At 64.6% G+C, this 19898-nt stretch carries 19 protein-coding genes and 1 pseudogene; 5 read left to right on the forward strand and 15 right to left on the reverse strand.

The window, feature by feature from the left end; all coding sequences use genetic code 11:
- Positions 1-3: 3 nt before the first annotated feature.
- On the forward strand, positions 4-990 hold the full coding sequence (locus tag OEZ60_RS15215; protein ID WP_263337946.1) for a radical SAM protein: 987 nt from the start codon (positions 4-6) through the stop codon (positions 988-990).
- Positions 991-1199: 209 nt separating this feature from the next.
- Positions 1200-1604, forward strand: a pseudogene (locus tag OEZ60_RS15220) (ParB/Srx family N-terminal domain-containing protein); the annotation flags it as partial.
- Positions 1605-1667: 63 nt separating this feature from the next.
- On the opposite strand, the gene OEZ60_RS15225 reads toward OEZ60_RS15220, so the two are convergent.
- The 9 genes from OEZ60_RS15225 to OEZ60_RS15265 all read right to left on the reverse strand — a co-directional run bounded on the left by OEZ60_RS15225 (position 1668) and on the right by OEZ60_RS15265 (position 9727).
- Positions 1668-2300, reverse strand: a complete 633-nt coding sequence (locus OEZ60_RS15225; RefSeq protein ID WP_263337948.1) for a DUF6441 family protein — start codon at positions 2298-2300, stop codon at positions 1668-1670.
- Entirely contained in the window at positions 2297-2611 is a 315-nt protein-coding gene (locus OEZ60_RS15230; RefSeq protein ID WP_263337951.1) for a head-tail joining protein, read from the reverse strand. Before OEZ60_RS15230 ends, OEZ60_RS15225 begins: the two co-directional genes overlap by 4 nt.
- Before the next feature lie 11 nt (positions 2612-2622).
- The gene (locus tag OEZ60_RS15235; protein WP_263337953.1) at positions 2623-3645 is read right to left on the reverse strand and encodes a major capsid protein; all 1023 of its coding nucleotides are present in this window, start codon (positions 3643-3645) and stop codon (positions 2623-2625) included.
- 53 nt (positions 3646-3698) lie between these two features.
- Entirely contained in the window at positions 3699-4079 is a 381-nt protein-coding gene (locus OEZ60_RS15240) for a head decoration protein (RefSeq protein ID WP_263337955.1), read from the reverse strand.
- Between the two features lie 64 nt (positions 4080-4143).
- Positions 4144-5454: a S49 family peptidase gene (locus tag OEZ60_RS15245; RefSeq protein ID WP_263338057.1), complete on the reverse strand. Its 1311-nt coding sequence runs from the start codon at positions 5452-5454 to the stop codon at positions 4144-4146.
- Entirely contained in the window at positions 5454-6965 is a 1512-nt protein-coding gene (locus tag OEZ60_RS15250) for a phage portal protein (RefSeq protein ID WP_263337957.1), read from the reverse strand. Before OEZ60_RS15250 ends, OEZ60_RS15245 begins: the two co-directional genes overlap by 1 nt.
- Positions 6966-6967: 2 nt before the next feature.
- On the reverse strand, positions 6968-7180 hold the full coding sequence (locus tag OEZ60_RS15255) for a phage head-tail joining protein (protein ID WP_263337959.1): 213 nt from the start codon (positions 7178-7180) through the stop codon (positions 6968-6970).
- Entirely contained in the window at positions 7180-9243 is a 2064-nt protein-coding gene (locus OEZ60_RS15260) for a phage terminase large subunit family protein (RefSeq protein ID WP_263337961.1), read from the reverse strand. The genes OEZ60_RS15255 and OEZ60_RS15260 overlap by 1 nt, the downstream gene beginning before the upstream one ends.
- A complete protein-coding gene (locus OEZ60_RS15265) occupies positions 9191-9727 on the reverse strand; it encodes a hypothetical protein (protein ID WP_151718788.1) in 537 nt (178 codons plus the stop codon). The genes OEZ60_RS15260 and OEZ60_RS15265 overlap by 53 nt, the downstream gene beginning before the upstream one ends.
- A gap of 115 nt (positions 9728-9842) precedes the next feature.
- On the opposite strand from OEZ60_RS15265, the gene OEZ60_RS15270 reads away from it, so the two are divergent.
- The 3 genes from OEZ60_RS15270 to OEZ60_RS15280 all read left to right on the forward strand — a co-directional run bounded on the left by OEZ60_RS15270 (position 9843) and on the right by OEZ60_RS15280 (position 11452).
- The gene (locus OEZ60_RS15270; protein ID WP_263337964.1) at positions 9843-10070 is read left to right on the forward strand and encodes a hypothetical protein; all 228 of its coding nucleotides are present in this window, start codon (positions 9843-9845) and stop codon (positions 10068-10070) included.
- Between the two features lie 95 nt (positions 10071-10165).
- Positions 10166-10729, forward strand: coding sequence for a DUF3489 domain-containing protein (locus OEZ60_RS15275; RefSeq protein WP_263337967.1), 564 nt, complete (start codon positions 10166-10168; stop codon positions 10727-10729).
- 114 nt (positions 10730-10843) lie between these two features.
- A complete protein-coding gene (locus OEZ60_RS15280) occupies positions 10844-11452 on the forward strand; it encodes a hypothetical protein (RefSeq protein WP_263337969.1) in 609 nt (202 codons plus the stop codon).
- 93 nt (positions 11453-11545) lie between these two features.
- On the opposite strand, the gene OEZ60_RS15285 is transcribed toward OEZ60_RS15280, so the two are convergent.
- The 6 genes from OEZ60_RS15285 to OEZ60_RS15310 form a co-directional block, all read right to left on the reverse strand.
- On the reverse strand, positions 11546-12874 hold the full coding sequence (locus OEZ60_RS15285) for a site-specific DNA-methyltransferase (RefSeq protein ID WP_263337971.1): 1329 nt from the start codon (positions 12872-12874) through the stop codon (positions 11546-11548).
- On the reverse strand, positions 12871-14133 hold the full coding sequence (locus OEZ60_RS15290) for a site-specific DNA-methyltransferase (protein ID WP_263337974.1): 1263 nt from the start codon (positions 14131-14133) through the stop codon (positions 12871-12873). The genes OEZ60_RS15285 and OEZ60_RS15290 overlap by 4 nt, the downstream gene beginning before the upstream one ends.
- 411 nt (positions 14134-14544) lie before the next feature.
- Positions 14545-15555 carry an exonuclease domain-containing protein gene (locus tag OEZ60_RS15295; RefSeq protein WP_263337977.1) on the reverse strand — a complete coding sequence of 337 codons (1011 nt, stop codon included), beginning with the start codon at positions 15553-15555 and terminating at the stop codon, positions 14545-14547.
- Positions 15556-15642: 87 nt separating this feature from the next.
- Positions 15643-16035, reverse strand: coding sequence for a hypothetical protein (locus tag OEZ60_RS15300; RefSeq protein ID WP_263337980.1), 393 nt, complete (start codon positions 16033-16035; stop codon positions 15643-15645).
- 6 nt (positions 16036-16041) lie between these two features.
- Positions 16042-19173: a type I restriction endonuclease subunit R gene (locus tag OEZ60_RS15305; protein WP_263337983.1), complete on the reverse strand. Its 3132-nt coding sequence runs from the start codon at positions 19171-19173 to the stop codon at positions 16042-16044.
- Complete coding sequence (locus tag OEZ60_RS15310; protein ID WP_263337986.1) at positions 19173-19874, reverse strand: abortive infection family protein; 702 nt, start codon at positions 19872-19874, stop codon at positions 19173-19175. Before OEZ60_RS15310 ends, OEZ60_RS15305 begins: the two co-directional genes overlap by 1 nt.
- Between the last annotated feature and the right edge of the window lie 24 nt (positions 19875-19898).

The following is a 19898-nucleotide window of genomic DNA, read 5'->3' on the forward strand; positions in this document are numbered from 1 at the left end:
CTGATGTGGAACACCTGCAACGCAGCGTGTGACCACTGTGCTGTTTCATCAAATCCAAAAGACCGCACGACCAACTCAGATGAAGACATAAGGCGGCTGATCGATCAGTGCTGCGCTGATGATCCGGAGCCTAGTATCGGGTTGTCCGGAGGCGAAGCATTTCTGTACTTTCCGCGCCTTATTGAAATTATCAAGTACGCGCGCGAGCGCGGCGCAAAAGTCTCGGTAAATACAAACTGTTATTGGGCGAACTCTCGCGAAAAGGCTCTGGATCTTGTTAGACAGGTCAAAGATGCAGGATTAACGAAGCTTGTGGTTTCGACCGACGAGTTTCATCTTAGGTACATTCCGGCAGAGCGTGTTATCAACGCAATATTGGCATGCAAAGACGTTCATCTCGAGGTGGATCTGCAATTTGTCTCAACCAAGCGCTCGTACCGTTTGGCCGATTTTCTTGAAGAGCATGGCGATGATCTGCTCAATATTTCGTGTCGAGAGATTCCATGTCACCCGGTTGGAGAGGCGAGGAGAAACATTGCCGAGGGCGATCTCTTCATAAGAGAGGGCGTGCCCCTTGGTCTTTGTCCCAGTGCAGTGATGTCGATTTCGGCGAAGGGTGATGTTATACCATGCTGCAATACAGCGGGTCACCTTCCAGCTCTTAGGATTGGTGACGTAAGGGAACCGCTTCGTGACCTTCACGACAAGTTTAGAACCAGTGCAGTCATGCAGATATTGTGTGCAGAGGGGCCTGCCGCTTTTTTGGATGCTGCGGAGAAGGCTGGCTACCATCGGGAACGAGGTTATGTAGACCAATGCCATCTCTGCTACGATCTTTTCAAAGATGAGCAGATCGCCTTATCATTAAAGGAGTTTGCCGCGACCAAGATGTCTGAGGTTGTGTATTCATTTCTGAAAGGGCTTCCTTGCGGGAGGTACGGAACTCACAACGCTGCAAACCCGACGCTGCAGAAAGAGATGTCAGATTAGTTTTACTAGACCGACTCTGCTATAAGGAATTCGGTGTCGGTTCAAAGGTGAATTGAAAGAGCGCTCCTGTATTTGCCGATTTGATGTCGGTCGTTTAGTTCGGCTGTTGATTGCTGTGTTTTTTACAGGCAGAGGATTGCCGGGTTTTCCGTGACGGGTTTGGAGGTCGAGAGAGAGGCTCCCGGCTGGCCCGTCGCGGAGATATCCCGATGACCAAACAACAGAAGATAACCCTCAGCGCCTCGCGCGACATCCCCATAACAAGCTGATGCTCAGCCAGTCGAACGTGCGGCACGTCAAGGCGGGCGTGTCGATCGAGGAACTGGCCGAGGACATCGCGCGGAGGACGCTGCTCAGCTCATTCACCGTGCGGCCCGTGCTGGACGACCGCGGTGTCGAGACCGGCATGTACACGATCCCGGCCGGCGGGCGGCGGTTCCGGGCGCTCGAGCTGCTCGTCAAACAGAAGCGCATGAACAAGACCGCGCTGGTGCCCTGCATCGTGCGCACAGAGGGGCTCGCCGAAGAGGACAGCCTGGCCGAGAACGTCCAGCGCGCCGCTGCATCCGCTCGACCAGTTCCGCGGCTTCCAGGCGATGCGCGAGAAGGGCCGGAAGACGTTCAATCTCAAATAGCTTCCGAAGATCAAATGACTGTTCGGTCCAATGGTGCGACATTCACCGCATCCTTGCTTCAGGCCACCCCGCCACGATCCGCCCCGGCAGGCTGTCCGCCGCACGCTCTGCATCCCTCGCCAGATCCAGCCGCTTGCGCAGCTTGACCTGTGGCACCAGCAGAAAGATTGGCACGGTGGTCAGCCCGCGCCCGGTTTTCGCGCGGGATACTACGGCTCTGCCTTTCGAATTCAGCCGCCCTTCGGCCACCAGCAGGCTTGGTCCGCGGCGGCGATAGATGAAGCGCAGGCGCAGGCCGGTGCGGCGTTCCCATTCGCCGGGGGTGATGCGCCCGCCGCGCAGCGACTTGCCCGCGGCCGGGGTGGGGATGGCCAGCCAGAACCCCTCCTTCGACCGGATCAGCGGCCCGGTGTCATGCGCACCGACAATCACCGGGGCGTTCGACCAGACCAGCGTCGCCGCGTTCAGGCTCTCACCGTCCTTGGGATATGTGGCGAGCCGGATCGAGTTGCCGAGCCGGGTGCCGAGCCCCGCGCCGGTGATCTGGCCTCGCCAGGCGGATTTGAGGCCCGCGCCTGCCTCGTGCATCGCAGTGGTGACGGCCTTTTCGCCCGCGCGGATTTCGGCCTGCATCAGGGCGGCGAGGTCGGGGCTGATCTCGAGTTTCAGTTTCATGCGGGCCTCAGGTCGAGGGTCCAGATCAGCCGTTCCCTGTCGCGCAGCGGTTCCGCCTGGATGACATGGCTGTCGGCGCCAATGACGATCACATCCCCCGCACGCGGGGCGGGGAGGTCGGCCACGCGCACATCCACTGCCGTCGTGTCGCTGACGAACCGCCCTGCGCCGAAGTCGGCGACGCGGTCGGGGGCGCGGCGGATGATGCGGATCGGGCGTTCCTCCGACGTCGTGGCCGAGATCCAGAGAGCCGGGGCCGCCATGGAGGCATGGGTGAAGATGCGGTCCGTGGCGGCGGCAAAGACGGACATGGGAAGGTCCGTCAGTTCGAGCTGTGGAGCCGGACAGCAAGCCGCGGCCGCTTGTTCACCGGCAGGATCGAGGCCTCGGTCATCACGTCGATCCAGCGGCCCTTCTCGTCGAGATGCTGGCGGGCGTAGAGCGGCAGGCCGATCGTATTGGCGGTTTCCAGAAGGTTCGCCGGACCGCCATAGGTGGTGAAGGTGTCCATGGTGCCTAAGGGGAAGGCGATGCCCTCGTTCGCCGGGACCAGCCGCTCAGTCGCCTTGGTCGAAAGCGTCACTGAGCCGGAATACTCCTCGAATAGGATCCCGCCGAAGGGGAAGTTGCGCCGCACATCCTCGCGGAGGGGCTGGGCGCCGGTGGCGGCGTAGAACTTGTAGGCTTCCTCGGTCTTGGGGTGCGCGATCAACTTGTCGAAGAACTCGCGGCTGACCAGCGCGTGCACGCTGGTCATGGCCTCGCCGAGGAGGTTGTCCTCAATGGCACGCAGCACCTCGCGGACCTTGCCCTGCACGTTGGTGCCCGCGATGCCGAGAAGGAAGTCGACCGAGATCTGCGCAAGGCCGAATTCGGTGAAGTAATTGTAGAGGGTGGTCCCGGCGCCGTCCTTCACGATGCCGCGGAGCGCGTTCATCTCCATGTATTCGCGGGTCTGGGCGTGCTTGCGGCGCATGAGCGTGAGCTTGCGGTTCATCACCTCGACGAGCGGATCGGCCGCATCGAAGGCGCCGAGGCCAGGCTGTCCCTGTATGTCGGCGGGCAGGATCACGTCATCATGCGGGATCCATGGCAGGGCGAAGCTGCGCATCGAGCGGCCTTCGCGGGTGCCGACCGTGGCGGGACCGCCGAGGGGGACGGAGGGCAGAAGGCTCAGGACGCCCTCGTACTGCTCGATGATGACCGAGCGCTGGCTGACGCCTTCGAAACGGAAGAGGCCGATCTGGGCGAGGCGGGTGTAGAGGTTGGGCAGGATGTTGATGGCCTGCGTCATCTCGGCCAGCGAATAGCCGCCAGCGTCGAAAGGATTGCGGATCAGGGTCATGGGAGGCTCCGGAGGGGTGGGGAAAGAACGGGCGGCTGTTGCGGTGCCAGGCGTCAGGCGCCGTCGCGGGCGACGATGCCGAGGCTCGCCAGTTCACTCAGCTTGGCGGAGACCTTCGCCGCGTCATCGACCGTGCCGTCGTAGTAAAGAGCGGCGCGGGAGACGATCGCGGGGCCACGCGCCAGGACGATGCCGGTCGCGTCGGCGAGCGTCGCGTCGACGGCGTAGAGCAGCACCGCGACCGCGGTCTCGGCGCCATCGGTGCCGGCGGCACTTGCGTAGGTGTACTTGCCGCTGGCGGTGATGCGGCCCAGCACCGAGCCGACCGGGTAGGGCATGCTCGCGAGCAGCGTCACCACCTCGCGGGTGTAGTTCGGGTTGACCTCATATTTGAGGACATCGCCCATGCTGGGCGGTTCCGTCAGGACGGGCATGGTTCAGTCTCCGGGATGTTCGGGGGATGGGGTGCGCTGGGTGCGGCAGCGGTCGGCGCCGTGATCAGCGCGGGGCGGCGGCCGACTTTTTCGCGGCCGCGACGATGGGGCTTTCCTTCGCGCCCGCCGCCGGGGCGGTGGCGATGATGCCCGCGGCATCGCTGCGGGCGGCGAGATCGGCCAGCACCTTGGCACGCAGGGCTTCGGGCTTCACGCCGCGGGTGACGGCATCGGCCGCATCGATCTGGATGCCGAGGCGGGCGGCCTGCGCGCAGACCTGAGCGACCTCGGCCGCCTCGATGCGGATCGCTTCGGGCGACGGGGCCGTGGCTTCCGCCTGTAGCGGTGCGACTGCCGCCGCCGGGGCCGGTTCCGACGCGGCGTTTGGGGCAGGCGCGGCCGGAGGCGACGCATGGTCTTCGGGGGCGGTGGTCATCAGGGGGCCCTTTCCTCTGGGGGTGGATGTGCCGCGGGGTGCGGCGGCGAAGGTGCGGAAGGCGGTGACCGGATCGGCCACCTCGTCGGCCAGACCGGCAAAGACCGCCGCCTCGCCGCGGAAGACGGCCGCCTCTGTGCCCAGCGCGCGGAGCGTGTCGAGACGGGGACCGCGGCCTTCGGCGACGGTTTCGGCGAAGAGCTGACGCAGATCCTCGAGTTCGCCCGCGATCCGGGCGCGGACGGTTTCGGGCAGGGGCTGATAGGGGTTCGCATCGACCTTGCGGGCCCCGGCATGGATCAGCGTGACGGCGATGCCCTTCTGATCGAGCGCTCCGCTCATGTCGCTGTGCATGGCGACGACGCCGATGCTGCCGACAGCGCCGGTGCGGGGCAGGATGATGCGGTCGGCCTGGGAGGCCAGCGCATAGGCGGCCGACAAGGCATGGTCGGCAACGAAGGCCTGCACGGGTTTGACCTGGCGCGCGGCCCGGATGCGGTCAGCGAGGTCGAAGGCCCCGGCGACCTCGCCGCCGAAGCTGTCGATGTCGAGGGCAATGCCGCGGATCGCCGGATCCGTCGCCGCCGCCTGCAGTTGGGCGGTGATGCCTTCGTAGGAGGTCAGACCCGAGGACTGCCCGATCCAGGCGCCGCGACGCACCAGCGTGCCCGCGATTTCAATGACCGCGATCCCGTCGACGACGGTGAAGGGCTGTCCGCCGTTGCGCGCCTGGCGGTTGGTCAGGACGTCACCGAAGAGCGAAGTCCGGGCGGGCAGGGTGGCGCTGGCCTCATCGGCAGGCGCCACAGCCATCCCCTCGACAGTGATCTCCCTGCCGGTGATCCTAGGTCCGAGCCCGGTCAAGAAGGCCAGCGCCTTGGCGGGATCGACCATCAGCGGCGTGTTGAAGAGGCGCTGGGCGATCTGGGTGTGATGCATCATCCTTCCTCCGCAGGCCGGGGCTCCTGGTCCTCGACGTCGTCATTCTGATCGCCGCTGTCCTGCTGATTTTCCTGCTGGCCCACAGCGGTGCTTTGTCCCGCGCCGCCACCCGCCGCCTGCGCCGGAGATCCCGGCCGCCGGAAGTCGAGGCCCAGCTCCGCCTCGCGCTTGCGTTCCGCGGCGATCTCGCGGTCGACCTGCTCGGCGTCGTAACCCCGCTCCGCGATGGCCTGCGTGCGGGATTTGAGGCCCGCCTCGATCTGCAGGATTTCCGCGGATGCATCCTTGGCCGGGTCGATCCAGTCCCATTTCGTGGGAAGCCAGTCGCAGGCGAGGTATGCGCGCCGGTCGGTGGCATAGCCCGGCAGGTCGATGGCCCCCGCCAGCACGGCCATGTCCAGCCAGCGCGTCCAGACCGTCCGGCAGAGCTGATAGACCATGACCGAATGCTGGAAGGCCGAGATGCGGCGTCGGAAGTCGACGAGCGCGATCCGCGTGTTCGAGAAGTTCCCCTTGGCGGTATCGCCGGTCAGATAGCCATAGGGCACGCCCAAGGCTGCGCCGATCTGCAGAAGCGTCCGGTACTGGAACGGCTCATAGGTGCTGCCCGAGTCCGGGGTGGACGGTGTGGTGACATCTTCGCCCGGGTCGAGCCGCACCACCTGGCCCGGTTCGACCTCGAGATCGTCCTCGGCCGGATCGAGCGCCGTCTCTGGCGCTGGCGACGTGATGAACATCGCGAACATCGCCGCGGTCTTCTTCCGCTCGAGTTCCGCGTCGTCATAAAGGTCCAGCGTGAAGAGCTTCACCACGGCCGCGGCAAAGCGCGACACGCCGCGGAGCTGGCCCGCCTCGACCGGATCGAGGATGTGGATCACCTCGGCGGCCGGCACGCGCACCGTCTCTCCGGACAGCCCCGGATCGGTCAGATCGCCCGGATGGCGGCGCAGGAAGTGGTAGGCCACGCGCCGCCCGATCCCGTCGAACTCGATGCCCTGACGGATCGACCCCGCGCCGGGTAGGACGCGGGTCATGTCCTGGGGCAGCATCTCCGAGGGCAGCATCTGCAGCTGCATGGGCACGGTCAGCCCGTCTTCGGGCCGCCGCGTGCGGATGCGCAGGAAGACCTCGCCTGCAAGAAACACTTCGCGCGCCGCCCGGCGCTGCAGGCCGAAGAAGTCTGTCAGACCCTCGGCATCGGCCTCGTCGGTCCAGGCCAGCCAGAGCTTCTGCAACGCTTCCTTTTTTGCGGCATCGGCGATCTTCGACGAGGGCTTGATTCCGTCGCCGACCACATGGTTGGCGAAGGCGTCGACCGCGTTCGCGGCATAGCCGTTGTTCCGCACAAGCCAGCGCGCCCGGGCGGTGATGGTCTCGCCGGAGGCTGCGATCAGCGTGTTCACATGGGCGCAGGTCGCGCGGAACCCGCGCATGCGCCGGTGGGATTGCGCCGCATCGAACCCGCCGATGATGCTGCTGAGGCGCTGACGGAAGGCATCCAGCACCATGGTCACAGACCCTTCGTCGCGATGGTGCCCCAACGACGGCGACGCGGGGTGGCAGAGGCGGTGGCGATCCGGCCCTCCAAGTCCCGAATGGCCGCGGCCAGTTCGGCGTCCGATCCATAGGTCACGTTCTTGCCGTCGTAGCTGACGCTGCGCAGCCCGGCGAAGCGGGCTTCCTGCAGCGCGGTCAGCAGGGCCTGCATGCGTTCCAGGTCCATCAGTCCCTCATGAAGTTCGGGGTGTAGGCCCGCCGTTTCCGGCGTGGCGTTGTCAGGGTTCCGGCCTTGGGCTGGGCCGGATGGTGTGTGGTTTCGGTCGCCACGGCCACTGGCAGGCGGGTTTCCACGCCTGCCTGCGCCTCAAGCCGCAGCCAGGTCGCCTCGTCCCAGCGGTCGGCGCCGAGGATCCACGCCGCGGCGCGGGCGTAGACCCGGCAGTCCAGCGCCTCGTTCCGTTCGCGCATCTTCTGCCATTCCTGATGGGCATAGCCGCGCTTGTTCCGGATGGTCACCAGCTGCTCGGCCACCAACTGCTTTAGCCATTCGGTGTCGGCCCAGCCGGGGAGGTGGATGGTGCCGGGGGCGTCGAGCACCCCTGTGGCGCGGTCCTCGTCCGAGGGCCGTTCGATCCGCAGGAACCGGTAGGTCTCCGCCTTGAACGTCGCCGTTGCCGCCGACCAAAGCCGCGCGCCGCGCCGCAGGCGTTTGCCGCCGATGGTCGCATCGACATAGGTCGGCCCCGAGACCGGCGCGGCGCGATTGAAGCCTTCGAGACCCTTCAGCGGCGCCACCTGCTCAAACCCGACCTTGCGTGACCAGGCATAGATCGCCGCGGCTTCGTAGCCTGTGTCGATGCCGAGTCGTGCCACCGTCATGAAGGCACCGTTGGCATGTTGCCACGACCGGCCGAGCAGGGCCGTCAGCTTGTCCCAGGCGGCGGGATCATCAGGCCCGCCCGGAATGACGATGTGATCGACAAGCCAGGACTCGAGGCCCCGGCCCCAGGCCCAGATGTCGACTTCGATCCGGTCCCTCTGGACGTCGGCACCCGCGGTCAGGAACAGCCCCGCCATGGGGACCGTGCCGGGTTTCCAAGCTTCGCGCCGATCCGCCAGCCGCTGCCATTCCGGCGCATCACCGCTTTCGACCCATGTCTCGCCCAGAAGCGTGTTGCGCGCCGCGCGCAGCGTCTCGTCCGACCCTTGGGCCGCGAGCCACTCCCGCGCGACGTCGGACCAGCTTTTCCACCCGAGCGGTGAATAGAGTGCCGAGAGGTGGAAGCCGATGGCCTTCGGATCCCTGGAAACCGCTGTCGCCCGCCATTCGCCCTTGGCCAGCATCTCGGTCTTGTGGTGCTCGGCGATGGCGCGTTCGCAACCCTCGCAGTGATAGGCGGCGGTCTCAGGCTTCCCTTTCGCCCAGCGCAGCCGGTCGAATTGCAGCCATTGCATTGTGCCGCAGTGAGGGCAGGGCACGAAGTAGCGCCGCTGGTCGGACGCCTCGAACTCGCGCTCGATCCGGCTCAGCCCCCGGATCGTGGGCGTCGAGACCATGAACACCTTGCGCCGGTGCGAGAAGGTGGTGGTCCGCGCTTCCGCCAGCGTGACCGGGTCGCCCTCCTCGTCGGCCGAGGCCGGATAGGCGTCGACCTCGTCCAGAAACACGTAGCGCGCGGGCATCGACCGCAGGCCGGTGGCCGAATTCGCGCCGGTCAGCACGAGAATGCCGCCGGGGAATTCCTTCGACAGCATCGAATTCCCGGCATCACGCGAGCGGGCCGGGCTGACCCGTTCGCGCAGGACCGGGCTTTCGGCGATCAAAGGATCGATCCGACCCCGCGACGACCGCTTTGCAAGTTCCACCGTCGGCAGCACCGCGAGCATCGGCCCCGGCGCGTGGTGGATGACAAAGCCGATCCAGTTGTTGCCCGCTTCCGTGGCACCGACCTGCGCGGCCTTCATGAAGGTGATGCGCTGGGCGGGATGGCCTGGGGACAGCGCATCCATGATCTCGCGCAGGTAAGGGGCCCGGGCGGTGCGATAGCGCCCCGGCTCGGCCGCGCCCCGCGACGACAGCCAGCGATGCGCATCCGCCCATTCCGACACCGTCAGGCTCGGATCGGGGCGCAGGCCCTGCCGCCAGACACGGAGCAGGTCCTCGGCCCCGTCGAAGCCGAGGTCGAGGTCGGCCGTCAGGTCGTTGGTTGTCAGTTCTTGTTCGTCATCCTCATCATGCAAGCGAGACCCGGAGGTCGGCGAGGGCGTCGAGCTGTTCGCGGACATGGGCTTCCAGCACCCTCTGCATGATCGCGGTCTCGATCGTCACCGATGCCCCGGATTGCCGTTCCACCTCCGCCATGATCTGCGCCGCCATAAGTGCTGCCACCCGTCCAGGCCAGGTGACCCAGACGTCCCGTTCCTGCCGTGCCAGGCGGAAGACGAGGGTCTCTGCCCGCGCACGGTCGACCAGCGTGCCCTTCTTCTTCTGGACCGCCAGCTGGCGCTCCTGCGCCGCGTAAACCGTCAGCGCTGTGCGCGCCTTGATGTAGGATGTCGTGTCGCCGGGGCCGCTGGCCAGCCCATCCCCGCCTAAGCTGCGGCGCTGCTGGTCGGGATCCGTCATCTCTGCCCGTCGCACATCCGAGGCGGCCGCATTGATCGACCCGTCGTCATGGACCACCAGCCGCCCGTTCTTGCGCGCCTTCTGCACCCCGCCGCGGGACAGGCCGGAATGCGCCGCATACTCGCGTTCGCTCATGCCTTTCATGGCGCGGGTAATCCGATCAAGCTAATGATATCGCTTGGTATTCAGTTGATTAGAGGGCGCGACAGAGCGAGTCTGATCGCAAGGAAACGATGCAACTCACCCGAGGAACCCCGCCATGACCACCCGCCGCGCCGCCGCGAATGACAAAGCCCTCGACGCCTTCATCTCCGCCAAGGCCGAGATCGACGTGATGCTGCAGCGCCTGAAGGCCCTGAGCGATAACCATTTCGAGACCCACCCCGACGAGATCCATTGGGGGCATGTGGGCACGCTGAAGCACTACGCGGGCCTGCTGCGCCAGATCACCGACAGCGCCTTCAAGGAAGGCGAAAACGCCGCCTGACGCGCCCACTCAGCGCCGCGGCCGCCCTGTCCGAGGACGGGGCTTGCCTCTGTAGAAGGCGCGCGCACCGCGCGCCCAATGCCACGGAGGCCCCGATGACCACCCCGTCCGACACTCAGTCCCTGATCCTCTCCCGCGCCGCGACCCGGCCCGGCAACCTCGCCCTGCCGCTGCCCGAGGGGCTGGTCGGCGCCGCTGCCAAGATGGTCGTCGGCAAGATGATCGCCCGCGGCTGGCTCGAGGAGGTCGAGGCCAACCTGCGCCGCAATGAGCCGATGTGGCGCGAGACCGGCGACGGTCACGGCACCACGCTGATCGCCACTGAGGCCGGGCTGGAGGCAATCGGGATCGAGCCGCTCGTGGCCAGCGCTGTCGCCAGCGCGCGGAGCGCGAAGCCGAAGCCGGAACCGGTGGTGCAGATGCCCGATGACACCGACACCGCGAAACCCGTCGCTATCCGCGCTGGCACCAAGCAGGCACAGATCATCGCTATGCTCCAGCGCCCCGAGGGCGCGACGGTCGCCGAGATGGTCGAGGCCACCGGATGGCTGGCCCACACAGTCAGGGGCTCGATCTCGGGCGCACTGAAGAAGAAGTTGGGCCTGCCCATCGCCGCGGAGAAGGTTGAGGGCAGGGGGATGGTGTACCGCATTAAGTGACCTGCTGAGAGCCAGAAGCCATGAATCCCAGAAGAATTGAAGGTCGCCAGTCCTTTGTTTTGCGGCGCGGAAGCTATAGGGTCGGGTCGTTTACATGCTAGGAGGACGGTCGAAATGGACTGGGAGCCCATTAACTCGTGGACTTCAACTCTTTACACGATCATTTACGCCCTCGAAGTCGCAAGGGCCGATGGATTTTCAAAGAAGGAAGAATTGCATTCAGCAATTCTGTCTGGTGCCAACTGGGTTGAGCCAGTCTGCACGTTCGCTTCGCCGCTGATGGCTGAGAAGTTTGGGAACTCAAAGGTCAAGTTTCGCAGGGATCCATCATTTCACTTTAAGGCAAACGCTCAAAACGCAGTCAAAATGCTCTTGCAAGATCTTGTAGTAATCTTCGACGAAATGATGACTCAAGCTTTGGTCGAGCTTTCGTTTACCGCAGGCGATCATCCTCAGAGCAAGGTCGAGAAGCTCTATACCGTTGTTGATCAAGAGTTCGAGTGGGCAAGAGATGCTTGCCTTGAAATGATTGCAGTACGAAATGTTCTTTGCCACGCGGGCGGCAAGTGGAACGAAAGGTCTATTGCAATCATAAAGGGCTTTGTCGTTCCCCCGCCAAGGCCAGGTGAGCGGCTGCAGATTGGTACACCGATGCTATTTAGATACCGCAAGGCAGTCAGGACATTCCTGAATGAGGTCAAAAAATCTGTACCGACCAGTTAGATCAAAGCATGGGGCACTCAAAGCAGCGGGAATTTCATTTGAGTTGATCAAATCTCAGAGGGCGAAACGCGGGATGCGCCTTGGTTGGCTGGCTCAAACATGGAGGAGTGTCACCTTCCGCCCCGTCGCCATCTCCCACCGCCGCACGGCGACGTCACAATAGACCGGGTCCAGCTCCACCGCGCAGCAGCGCCGCCCGGTGCGCTCCGCGGCGATCAGCTGGGTGCCAGAGCCGCAGAAGGGCTCGAACACCAGGTCGCCGGGGTCGGTGAAGGCCTCCAGCACAGCCTCGACGAGCGCCACGGGGAATACGGCCGGGTGCGACCCGGCCGCGCCCAAGCCGCCTTTGTGGCGCATGATGCGGAACACAGAATCCGGGATGCGATGGCTCTGGATCGCATCGCCGTAGCCGGTCTTGCGATGGACCGTGCCGTCGGCCCCTCGCAGGCCGCCGCCGCCGAGGGTTTCGCCCGCGTGCTTGCTCTCCACCGTCTTGTTCGGCTTCCGCGGCTGGCGGTTGAAGTGGAAGATGAACTCGTGCGAGGGCGCGAGGCGGCCGTTCCAGTCGCCGGGCAGGCCGGGCCCCTGGTCCCAGACATACCAGCCGAAGCGCCGCCAGCCCTGCGCGCGCATCCAGTTAAGCCATTGCTCCCAATACGGGATCCACTCGCCGTCGCGGTGGACGAGGCCGAGGTTGACCAGCAGCTGGGCATCGGCGGTGACGGGCGCCACGGAAAAGACGCCCTGCATCAGCGCATCCCAATCGCCGACCTTTTCCTTCGCCGCGCCATAGTCGCGCTGCTGGGCATAGGGCGGCGAGGTGAACAGCAGCGAGGCTTGTGCCCCGTCAATCAGCCGCGAAACTACTGCCGGGTCAGTGGCATCGCCGCAGATCAGGCGATGATCGCCCAGCGCCCAGATATCGCCTGCTTGCGTGATCGGCTCGGCCGGTGCCTCGGGGATGGTGTCGGCCGTGTCGTCGTCGATAGCTGGACGGTCGTCGGCATCATGCAGCAGCGCGTCCAGCTCGTCCTCGGGGATCCCGATCAGCCCCAGGTCGAAATCCTCGTCCATCAGCCCGCGCAGTTCCTCGAGCAGCAGGGCCTCGTCCCACGCGCCCAGTTCGGTCAGCTTGTTGTCGGCGATCCGGTACGCCCGCCGTTGCGCCTCGGTCAGGTGGCCCAGCACGATGACCGGGGCTTCGGCTAGCCCGAGCTGGGCTGCGGCCAGGACGCGGCCATGGCCCGCGATCAGCTCGCCATCGGCGGCGACGAGGCAGGGGACCGTCCAGCCGAATTCGGCCATGCTGGCGGCGATCTTCGCCACCTGATCGGCATCGTGGGTCTTGGCATTGCGGGCATAGGGCCGGAGGCGGGACAGCGGCCAATGCTCGATCCGGCCGGGCAGGAGGGGCGCGTTCATGCCGCGAGCCGCTTGGCCTTGAGGGCTGGGAAGCTCTCACCAGTTTCCGCCAGCACCGCCTCCTGACCCGTGAAGGACTGCCAGCGCTCGATGGCGACGTCGACATAGGCCGGGTTCAGTTCGACCCCGAAGCAGACCCGGCCGGTGGTTTCGGCCGCGATCAGCGTGGTGCCGGATCCCATGAAGGGTTCATAGACCGCCTGGCCGGGGTTGGAGTTGTTCAGGATCGGGCGGCGCATGCATTCGACCGGCTTCTGCGTGCCATGCACGGTGTCGGTATCCTGGTCCCGGTTGGCGATCTGCCACAGCGTGGTCTGCTTGCGGTCGCCCGCCCAGTGGCCCTTGCCTTTGGCGCGCACCGCATACCAGCAGGGTTCGTGCTGCCAGTGGTAGTCGCCACGGCTCAGCACCAGTCTGTCCTTCGCCCAGATGATCTGCGACCGGATGGCGAAACCTGCCACGGTCAGGCTGTCCGCCACGGTCGCGGCATGCAGCGCCCCATGCCAGACATAGGCCACGTCGCCGGGGAACAGCACCCATGCCTCGCGCCAGTCGGCCTTGTCGTCGTTCAGCACCTTGCCGGTGCGCTTGGTTTTCGCGGCCCCAGCATGGTTGCGCCAGGAGGGGTCATACTCCACGCCGTAGGGCGGGTCGGTCACCATCAGCAGGGGGCGCACATCACCCAGTAGCCTCCCGACCACATCGGCCGCGGTGCTGTCGCCACAGATCAGCCGGTGCGCGCCCAGCTGCCAGAGGTCGCCGGGCACCGACACCGGCGTGACCGGCAGCTCCGGAACATCGTCCTCGCCCTCGACCGGGCCGTCGGTGCCCAGCGCCTCGGGATCCCGCAGCAGTGCATCCAGATCTTCGTCGCTGATGCCGAGCAGGGTCAGGTCGAAATCCTCGGCCAGCAGCCCCGCGATTTCGTCGCGCAGCAGGGCCTCGTCCCATTCGCCCAGTTCGGTCAGCTTGTTGTCGGCGATCCGGTAGGCGCGGCGCTCGGCCTCATCGAGGTGGCTGAGCCGGATCACCGGCACCTCGGTCAGCCCGAGCATGGTCGCGGCCAGCACCCGACCATGTCCCGCGATCAGCTCGCCGTCGTCGGCCACCATGCAAGGGACGGTCCAGCCGAACTTGGCCATGCTGGCGGCGATCTTCGCCACCTGGTCGTCGCCATGCATCTTGGCATTGCGGGCATAGGGGCGCAGCCGGGCAATCGGCCAAGATTCAATCTGGCTCGGCGCGAAGACGAGGTCCATGGGGCGGGGCTCGAGATGTGCGTGATGGGAAATGAAAAGCGCCCGCGAGGGGTTTCCTCCGGGCGCAATTCTTCGATGATCAAGGGGTAGGTCAATGGGGGCAGGTCTGTCAACCCGAAAAGTGAAGCGGATTCAACAGCTTCTCAGGAATTAGCTTTCCGGGTGGCTTCCCGCGACCTGGCTTCCCGCGACCTGGCTTCCTCGGAGGTGGCTTCCCTGGCTTCCCGCCGGGAATCCACCCCCGCCAGATCGTGATTCCGTAAGGCGCTGATCTGACTCAGGAATTCCGGCATCAACGCGCAAGGTGGCTTCCGCCTGGCTTCCCCGGTGAAAACGCCTCACGCTAGCGAACCGCCGCGCTGCGCCCCCCCGCATACGTTCAGCGCCGGGGAGGAACCAGACAAGGGGGGATCAAACGGCCCGAGCGTTGGCTACAAGTGCCTTGAACTCGCGCTCTCCAAGGATTTGAACAGGATACCCAGCGCTCTGCATTTCCTCGGCTTTGCGGTGTTTGCTGCTCTTGGCGTGCCCGGCGAGGACGGTCAGATCCTGATCGCCGACGACCAGATGCGTTGTCTCTTTGGTCACACTGGCTTTCACGGTCATGCCGACACGAGCTGCAAGTTCTGCCGCCTCGCTCCGTGACATTCCCAGCGCCCCGGTGAACACCACAACAGAACCTACCAGGGCCCCGCTCGGGTTGCCTTCGATGGTGATCGCCGCAGCATACCGTTTCTGTGCAGGGGGCTTGATCAATTCCTCAAAGGGCGATCGGAGATGCGCTTCGGCGTGCAGCACGACCATCGCCGCCGCTCGCGCATCTTCGCCCGCGTCGTGATGATGGAACTGCAGGTTCAGCTTGCGTTTGAGGTTGGCAAGGCCATGGCCGCCGTTCCCCTTCAGCTCTGGCCATGCGCGTCTGGCTATCGTGACGCTGTCGCTCCAGCGAAGATCCGGGGTAGCGATGCCACAAACAGCGCACGCTGCGTTGACCGCCTGCTTGTCGAAGTTGCTGTGCTGGACGAGGTGATGCCCGGTCAGCAGCGGCAGCAGGGCCGCCAATGCTTCAGAAAACCTGGGCGCGTCGGTCACATGATCTGGGCCAATGCCGTGGAGTTGGATATTGAACGGGTCAAATCGAGTGCCGGGATTGACCAGCATGGAGAATGTCTGGATCTGGTTGTCGGGCTGCACACAGGCCAAGCCGATCTGGCAGATGCTGGCCACATCGCTGCAGGCAGTTTCAACATCCAGCGCGATGAAGCGGAAGCTACCCTCTGGCACGCAGTGGGCGCGGGCGAATGCCGGTCTGGCGGGGGCACGGGCAATCTGAGGCGGGAGACCGTCCGGTATGGCATGCTGTTGCTGGTCGCGTTGCTGCGGCTCTGGGCTGCGGCCGAAAAGCCAGTCGAAAAGCGCCATGCGAAATCTACTCCTGACAACGCCATGATTGGCGGCTCAATCCTGGCAAAGAAGCCACTTTCACGACCTGTATGTGACCGGCTGCGGTCATTGCGCACACTGCTTCGCGTCCTCAAGGGTGCTGGCATAGGTCAGGCAGCTTTCGATGTCGTCCATGCGCGCGGCCATCTTCTTGGCGATCGCGAGGTTCTCGTTGAAATCGTCGACCAATTCGTTGTGCTTCTTCAACACCGAGTCATGCGCCTCGACGCATTCGGTCACGTTCGACTTGCAGGTGAAACCCTCGTAGTTGCACTCGTATTTGTCGAAACATGCGGCGTTCTGGTCCACGCACATGCCGCTGCTTGAACAGACCTTGTCGCCATAGTCGAGGCAGGCGGGCTGGGTGCCGATCCGGCACGAGAAGCTCTGGCCCAGCGCGGGGGACGCCAATGCCAGAACCAGAAGCCAGATCGAGGAGCGCTTCAGCCGAGTGGTCATGATTCTCTACACCGTCATTTCCGTGAGCATCGCTTCGGCCTGGGCGAGAACGCCGCGAACGGCTGCGTCCTCGAGGTCAGGTGGATAGCCGTACTTCCGCAGGATGCGCTTCACGAGAACCCGGAGGCGGGCCCGGGCGCTGTCGCGGTGGGCCCAGTCTATGCTGACGTTGGCCTTGAGCCCCTTGAGCAATTCATGCGCGATGATCTTCAGCTTGTCATTGCCGAGAACATCGACCGCGCTCTGGTTGTCGGCAAGCGCGTCATAGAATGCGATTTCCTCGGGCGTGAGCCCGGTTTCTTCTCCCCGGTTTCGGGCTTCGCGAACCTCTCTTGCTAGTTCGATCAGTTCCTGCAGCACCTCGACCGTGCTGATGGCATTGGTGTGATAGCGCGAGATCGCCTCTTCCAGCCGCTCCGAGAACTTCCGGGTTTCGATGACGTTCGACTTGCTGCGCGACCTGATTTCGTCGTTCAGCAGTTTCTTCAAAGCCTCGAGGGCAAGGTTCTTCTTTTCCATCTGCCCAACTTCGGCAAGGAACTCGTCCGACAGGATGGAGATGTCGGGTGACGACAGCCCGGCCGCCGATAGAATGTCGACGATTTCGGTCGAGGCCACGGCGCCATTCACGATCTGGCGGATGGCAAGGTCACGGTCGGCGGCCGAGCGGCCGGAAGTGTCCGATGCCTTGACCATGGCCGCGCGCACGGTCTGGAAGAAGCCCACTTCGTCTCGGATCTCGCGGGCGGTATCGCTGGCGGAACAGAGCGCAAATGCCTTGGACAGCGCTAGCACCGCATCCGGGTATCGGCGATGCGCGGCTTTCTTGGCTTCCTTGTCGGTTTCTCGCTGGGCTGCCTCGTCCTGTTTGGCCAGAATCCAGTTTAACGACTCCGCTAGCGCGACAAGGCGCTGGTGCGGGGTGCCGGCCAGTCCGTTCGAGTAGTCGAAACCGTGGAACATGGCGCGCACGACATCCAAACGCTCCAGTAGGGCCGAGACGGCTTCGCCCTCGTCGATCCCAGCCTGATCCTGGTCAGACTTGGAATACTGGCCCAACGCAGATTTCAGGTTCTGGGCGATGCCGATGTAATCGACGATCAGCCCAGCGGGCTTGTCGCGGAACACCCGGTTCACCCGGGCGATGGCCTGCATCAGCCCATGGCCGCGCATCGGCTTGTCGATGTACATGGTGTGCATAGAGGGGCTGTCGAAGCCGGTCAGCCACATGTCGCGGACGATCACCAGCTTTAGCGGGTCTTTCGGATCCTTCGCTCGCTTGGCCAGCAGATCGCGCCGGGCCTTGCCGCCGATGTGGGGTTGCCAGGCCTCCGGGTCCGAGGCGGAACCGGTCATGACGATCTTCACCAGCCCTACGTTTTCATCATCGGAGTGCCAGTCGGGACGCAACGCCACGATCTGGTTGTAGAGGTCTATGCAGATGCGGCGGCTCATGCAGACGACCAGGGCCTTGCCATCCATTGCCTGTACGCGCGCCTCGAAATGGGCGACGAGATCTTCGGCAATCATGTGCAGCCGCTTGTCGGCGCCCACCAGCGCCTCGACCGTGGACCACTTCCGTTTCAGCCGTTCCTGTTCGCTTACGGCTTCGTCCTCGGTCAGTTCCTCGATTTCGGCATCGACCCTGGGCTTTTCCTCTTCAGGCAGTTCGATCCTGGCCAAGCGGCTTTCGTAGAAGATCGGGACGGTCGCTCCGTCCTCGACGGCGCGGCTGATGTCGTAGACGTCGATGTAGTGGCCGAACACGGCGGGCGTGTTCACGTCGTCTTTCTCGATCGGCGTGCCAGTGAAGCCGATGAAGGAGGCATTGGGCAAGGCGTCGCGCAGGTGCGTGGCGAAGCCATAGGCGATCTCGCCCGTTTTCTCGATCCGCGCCTTGAACCCGTACTGGCTGCGGTGGGCTTCATCGGCGATCACCACCACATTGCGGCGGTCGGTCAACAGGGGATAGGCCTTGCCCTTCTCTGGCGCGAACTTCTGGATGGTGGTGAACACTACACCGCCCGAGGCTCGGGACAGCGCCTTTTGCAAGTCTTCGCGGCTGTCAGCCTGAACCGGCGTCTGTCGGATCAGATCGCGGCACATCGAGAACGTCCCGAACAGTTGGTCGTCAAGGTCGTTGCGGTCGGTGATGACGACGATGGTCGGGTTTTCCATCATGGGTTTGCGCACCAGCTGCCCGGCATAGAAGGCCATGAGCAGGCTCTTCCCTGACCCTTGGGTGTGCCAGATCACCCCTGCCTTGCGGTCGCCCCCTGACCGGCTGGCCTCCACAGTGCTGGCCACCGCCCGCTTCACGGCGTGGAACTGGTGATAGCCCGCAATGATCTTGGCCAGACCGCCGGGCGTGTCGCCGAAGACCGTGAAATCTCGCATTAGCGACAGAAGCCGCGGCCGCGCGAACACGCCTTCGATCAGCACCGGCATTTCCGGCGCGCCCTTGGGCGCCACATCGGCACCATCTGTGGTGCGCCACGGCATGAAGCGTTCCAGATCGGCGGTCAGCGAGCCGATGCGGGCCTGGATGCCGTCGGTCGTAACTAGCACGGCATTGGCGCGAAACAGCGAGGGAATCTGCGCCTTGTAGGTCTGCAACTGGTTGAAGGCCGCACCGAGCGTCGCAGTCTCGGCCCCCGGCTTCTTCACCTCGATCACGCCCACCGGCAGGCCGTTCAGGAACACCACGACATCCGGGCGGCGGTTGGCGCTGTTCTCGATCACGGTGAACTGCGCGATGGCCAGCCAGTCGTTCTGCCGGTCCTCCGGATCCAGAAGCCGCACGGCGTCGCCGCGGATCGTGCCATCCTCGGCCCGGTACTCGACCGGTACGCCCTCGACCATTGCCCGATGCAGGCGGCGGTTTTCCTCGATCAGCGAGGGGCGGTCGCTGGCGATCACCCGCCGCAAGGCATCCTCGCGCGCGTCCTCGGGGATCTGCGGGTTCAGCCGTGCGATGGCCTCGCGCAGCCGCACGGCAAGTATGGTGTCGGAATAGGCGTCGCGTTCCGGGGCCGGGCCATCGGGGCCCGAAACTGCGTCGCTAAGGCACGCATAGCCCAGCGCCCCGAGCTGATCGAGCAAGACGGCTTCGACTTCGGCTTCGGTCAGTGTCGCCATCAGGCTGCCTCCTCGTCGTCGTCTTCCGCAGGAGGCTGTGAAGCATCGCGGCACAAACCCAGCACATATTTGTAGGCTTCACGATCGACGCCAAAAAGCAGGCGGGAGGGCTCTACCGTAAGGTCGAGCGTTTCGTCCCCCGGCAGCCGAAGTGTTATGTCCAGCCACCCATCCTCATTGCTGGCAGCTTCAGCCTCGACGTGAAAATCGATGAGGGCATTCGACTTGGGAAAGCGTTCGTAAGGCTCAAGCGTCGTGACAGGGTCGGGTTCGCGCTCGAGGTAAGCCTCATGCAGGAAGGTGACGAGGGCATCCGCAGCCAGCACCGCAGCTCGCCGGTGATGAGCCGAGAGCTTGTGGGAGAACCCTTCCTTTCCGTGGCTGATCGGTCCCGCCATGTTCCGGAACCGGCCCAGCTCGTCGACCAGCTTGAAATGCTGCGACAGCAGCTTGCTGAACGGGTCGTCGCGGCTTTCGGTCAGGTTGAGCAAGCGGAGTGCGGCCGACACCCAGTCCTTGAAGCCGGGCGTTTCCGCCTTGATCGGGCTGTCTTTCCATTCCTTGATGGGGTTTGACGGATCATCGAGATTTTTGATGATTACGCGGCAAGCGCATTCCACGAGGCCCTTCGACGCGTCGATGCAGGCATCGTGGCCTGCGGCAAAGGTTTGTTTCAAGGTGTCGAACGTCTGCTGCAGCATCGGCGCATGGTTCCAATGCCCGCA

The organism is Albidovulum salinarum (genome assembly GCF_025673475.1).
Taxonomy (GTDB): Bacteria; Pseudomonadota; Alphaproteobacteria; order Rhodobacterales; family Rhodobacteraceae; genus Albidovulum; species Albidovulum salinarum.